This is a genomic window from Candidatus Thermoplasmatota archaeon (genome assembly GCA_034660695.1).
Classification (GTDB): Archaea; Thermoplasmatota; E2; order UBA202; family DSCA01; genus JAYEJS01.
Genome location: JAYEJS010000129.1, coordinates 1 through 4,708, shown reverse-complemented (window position 1 = coordinate 4,708; position 4,708 = coordinate 1). Strand labels below are relative to the sequence as shown.

The following is a 4,708-nucleotide window of genomic DNA, read 5'->3' as shown; positions in this document are numbered from 1 at the left end:
CTGGACAAAGGTAGTACAGGGTGGATTTGGAAGTGATCAAGCACATCGAAATAATGTAGCTGTTATGTGTGCCAAAGTTTTCAAAGGTAAGCTTTATATTGGAACAATGAACTGGCAAACAGGATGTGAGGTTTACAGATCAAAAGTTAGCAATCCGTCAAGTAATAGTGATTGGGGACGGGTAGTGAATAAAGGATTTAAAGATTTTGAAGCTGGGACATACTATTACAAAAACCGCTATGCTTGGTCAATGGAAGTTTTTAATGGTAGTGATAATATAGAAAGACTTTATGTTGGAACATTTAATCCAAAAACTGGTTTTCATGTCTATAGAACTTCCAATGGAACAAGTTGGAGTTACGTGACAAAAAATGGATTTGGTTATTCTTTGGATTGGGGAGCACGAACAATGAAAGAATTTAAGGGAAAGTTGTATGTTGGAACTGCTAGAAATTTCATTTCGGGAGCAAATGCAGGGTGCACAATTTGGAGATCATCTACTGGCAATCCTGGTTCCTTCTCCAAAGTAGCGACTAACGGATTTGGAAATAAGTACAATAGGTATGCCTGGTCAATGGAAGAATATGACGCTCCAAATGGCCAAAAACAACTGTGGGTAGGAACAGCTAATGTTCGTTTGACATACTCAAATCCTCGATCAGAGGGATGCGAAGTTTGGTTTTCAGATGATGGTACGAACTGGCATCTCAGCGTGGATGGTGGATTTGGTAACAAGTATAATGAAGGAGCTAGAACCTTAAAATCGTACGATCCCCCCGGCAGTCATCCGAATGGGCTTTACATGGGAACTTACCACCTTAGGCTTATTGGTTACACAAATGGTGGATGCGAAGTTTGGAGACGCGAAACAGCAGGATCTTCATCATAAAAATAGACAAGGACAAATGCTTAAATAGTCAGAAAAAATATAATAAAAGAGAATGAATAAGACATTGGTAGTAACTGTAATGGTAACTATTCTTATTTCAACAGTATTTGCAGCTTTCTCTATACTGGAAAGGGAGACACAATCCAATGGGAAAAACATGGATGTTGAAAAAGGTGAAAACATAAACATTTCTTTTCCTTCTTCTTTTTTGAATGATAAGCCAAATAAAGAATCCCATTTGCCAATCCGCATCAATCATGACTGGCAGTTTAAGCTGGGAAGTATTGTGGGCGTAACAGGTGGCAATGGAACAAAAGAAGATCCATATGTAATCGAAAACTGGAATATAACAAATTTATTCACAGACGGTATAAAAATAAAAAACACGAAATCTTATGTTATAATAAGAAATGTTTCCCTCAACAGTTGGAGAGGAAATAGAACAGATGGTCATCATTTACGATGGTCTGGGATTTATTTGGAAAATGTTGAAAATGTAATTATCGAAAATTGCTACATTTCTAAGACTTGGTATGGCATTCGTTGTTATAACTCAAAAAATATCGTGATAAGAAATTGTACGTCGATAGAAAATGGGGGGGTATTCTATTTGCGTATTCCTCCAAGAAGTGGTTTTAAGATTATAGATGTAAGTGGTTCTGGTATCCGGCTGAAAGACTGTAATGAGATATATATTAATAATTGTAATATCTGCGATAGTTGGTATGGGATATATTGCAACAAATCTGAAAATATCGTAATAAAAAATAATTTTAAATTTATGGAAAATGAAGTGGATGCAATGATCGAATCATCTTCTCATTGCCATGTACTAAACAATTCCTTGGCGATATCTCTAATTGATTGTTCTCATATTACAATTGAAAATAACTCTAAAGGTATTGGGTTAAGAAACTCGTTTCATTGTACTATAAAAAATAATGAAATCATTGGTGGAGAAATTGATTTAAGAGGAGGAGAATTCAACACAATCATTAATAACAGAATATCGAATGTTAAATATTGCGAGGGAATATATATATGTTCATCAAATAATATGATTAAAAATAATTATGTGGAATTTAGTGAATATGGTATTTCTATAGGGGGCTACGGATGTTTTGATAATCTAATCGAAAATAATATATTAGATTCAAATGACATAGGAATTTTTATAGAGAGAGCACCAAACAACATTTTTAGAAATAACTCGATTCAAAACAGCAGTAAATACAATTTTTATCTTTCAACTAAAGGTGAAAGTAAATATTGGGCTTACCAGGATATAGATACAACAAATTCGGTTGATGGAAAGCCGATCTATTTCTGGGAATATAAGAAAGATGCAGTTGTTCCATCTAATGCAGGTTATATAGCTCTATTGGGTTGTAAAAATATAACGGTTTCAAATCAATATCTACAAAATAATTCACAGGGAATACTATTAGTTGATACAACCGATTGCTATGTCAACAACAATACAGTAACAGGAAACCATGCAGGTATAATGATCCTTAGTTCATCTCGCAACAATATAATAGGCAATAAGGCATGCGATAACTGTTGGGGAATATACATAGGCGGTGGAGATTCTCCCTATAATAAAGTCACTAACAATGTAGTCAATTCAAATAGAGGAGTAGGCATATTTCTCCAGTTTGCTTCATATAATGAAATAACAAATAATACTATTGAAAAAAATGGCTGGGGAATCTCTCTATATTGGGGACAACCACACCACAATCTAATAGCAAACAACACAGTTAAATCAAATCCTAATGGAATCGAAGTATGGGGTCCGTACAATACAATATTAAACAATAAAGTGGAATCAGGTAATGGGGATGGGATATTAATAGTTGGAAATATTGGCAATGTAATCTCATACAATACAGTTACTAGGTATAGGCATGGAATAATCCTTTCAGGATATCCTGATGGAGCAAAAAATACTATAGTAACATTTAACAATGTAATAGAAAACAGGGAATATGGAATTGTATCCGATATTTCCCGTGGAAGTAGGATACATCATAACAACATCATAGACAACGGCTTTATCCCACAAGCATTTGAGGAAGATTGTTTTTCCGAAGATTCAAATCATTGGGATGATGGTTCGGAGGGAAATTACTGGAGTGATTATACTGGCAAGGATGAAAATGGAGATGGAATTGGAGATACACCTTACGATATCGGAGGATGCGGTGGGTATGATTGCTATCCATTGATGGAACCAGTGAAAATATAGTGGAAACTTACCTGATAGTCAATTAAAAACTTAACTTTGCCACTTAATTATTGCCCAAGGGAAAGAGATACTGGCAGGCAGCCAATACCTCTTTATGAAATTAAACAAACACTCCTCTTGGGCAATGATACTGCAGTATACTTTATCACGCTAATTATGGCCTTGCCGGGGGTTTGAAAGATTCCGATGTACTGATCCAGATGGAAACACGGAAACATTCACTTTGCTCTCTTTAGCCAATCGCAAGATAGTTTTCAGTGATTGGTCTCACAGACTCATTATGGGAAAGGCAGGGACATGGAAATTTGGGTTAGACCTGCTGATGCTTCCCGGCAAGTTACCGGATGGAAACTATTTCACTCCCGGATTTGGAATGGGTCTAGTTTATGCAGATGTGGTATTGCCGTACAAATAAATCATTCTGACAGAACAATTTGAATTTATCATTATATATAATCCATGTAGCAGTCATAAAGTGTATAATTTGTGCCAGCATTGTATTATATAGTAACGGAGCAGGGCGGGGGCATCTGCCCAAAAGCTGAAAAGAAACCTCACCGGAGGAGGCAAAAAAAGAGATGATGAAAGGAAGATGGAAAATATTGGTTGCAGTAGCAATTGTAGGAGTGTTAGCTATGCCAATGATGTCAGTGAAAGCAGCGGTTAACCCCCAATACCATGGAGATATTGTTTTTGCCGAGTGCGAAGGGCGAGATGATTTCCCCAGTTGGGATCATACTACAGTATGGGATAACAATGATAAGGAGATCATAGAGGCAGATCCACACTTTGAAAATTGGGAGGATGAAGAGGCTGACTGGACGGATGGTACATTGGGTTATCTCTACCCAAACAAGGATCCCGAAGATTTTATCAATAAAAATTAACCGATTATAGCTATAGTGGGCATGGCGGCCACCCCGGTTCTTGGTACGGAAGGGTTGAGGCAGACAGTATAACGGATATATTTAATAATTACAGTGCATGGGCATATGGAAAAGTGAAAGATGTATGGCCATGGCAGAGAAATAGAGCTGTAAGTTTCGCAAATGATAAAGTGGGAAGACCTTTCGATTTTGTATCACCATGGTATACGTGATGGGGAGGACTATACACAAAACAAAAGGATGGCTCCTATGGGATACCTGGACATGATTATCCCGGATACGGGTACTACTGTTCAGAATTGACATGGGCATCTTGGAAACATGCATACGTAGATCTAGATACAGTTAATGGTCCTGTCTGGCCTGGGGAACTTGCTCGTAATTCGCGTGTAGATATTTATTACCAGCATGGATCAACACCTGACTAAAAACGAAAACCTTTCCCCTCTTTTTATTGATAGATATAAAGTTTAAATAGAAACAGGATATTTAAAAAATGAGTAAAAAAAATGAAGAATATAATAATCATTTCAGTTTTTGTTCTATCTGTTCTTCTCATTGCTTCATCAATGGCTTTTCATGAAAGAAAAAACGATAATGAAGAATGGAATGAAAGATATGCGGGAAAAGGAGTTTCCAGAGCAAGCGATATTAAACAAACAGGTAATGGAGGATTCATCG

At 36.6% G+C, this 4,708-nt stretch carries 4 protein-coding genes; all 4 read left to right on the top strand.

Features of this window, described 5'->3' with window-relative positions; all coding sequences use genetic code 11:
- A partial coding sequence (locus U9O96_06780) for a hypothetical protein (GenBank protein ID MEA2054788.1) occupies nt 1–889 on the top strand: 889 nt, incomplete at its 5' end.
- 52 nt (nt 890–941) lie between these two features.
- Nucleotides 942–3,140 (top strand): NosD domain-containing protein, encoded by a 2,199-nt coding sequence (locus tag U9O96_06775; protein ID MEA2054787.1) that lies wholly within the window; start codon nt 942–944, stop codon nt 3,138–3,140.
- A 280-nt stretch (nt 3,141–3,420) separates the two neighbouring features.
- Nucleotides 3,421–3,555 carry a hypothetical protein gene (locus U9O96_06770; protein ID MEA2054786.1) on the top strand — a complete coding sequence of 45 codons (135 nt, stop codon included), beginning with the start codon at nt 3,421–3,423 and terminating at the stop codon, nt 3,553–3,555.
- Nucleotides 3,556–3,718: 163 nt separating this feature from the next.
- Nucleotides 3,719–4,027 (top strand): hypothetical protein, encoded by a 309-nt coding sequence (locus tag U9O96_06765; GenBank protein MEA2054785.1) that lies wholly within the window; start codon nt 3,719–3,721, stop codon nt 4,025–4,027.
- Nucleotides 4,028–4,708: the final 681 nt, after the last annotated feature.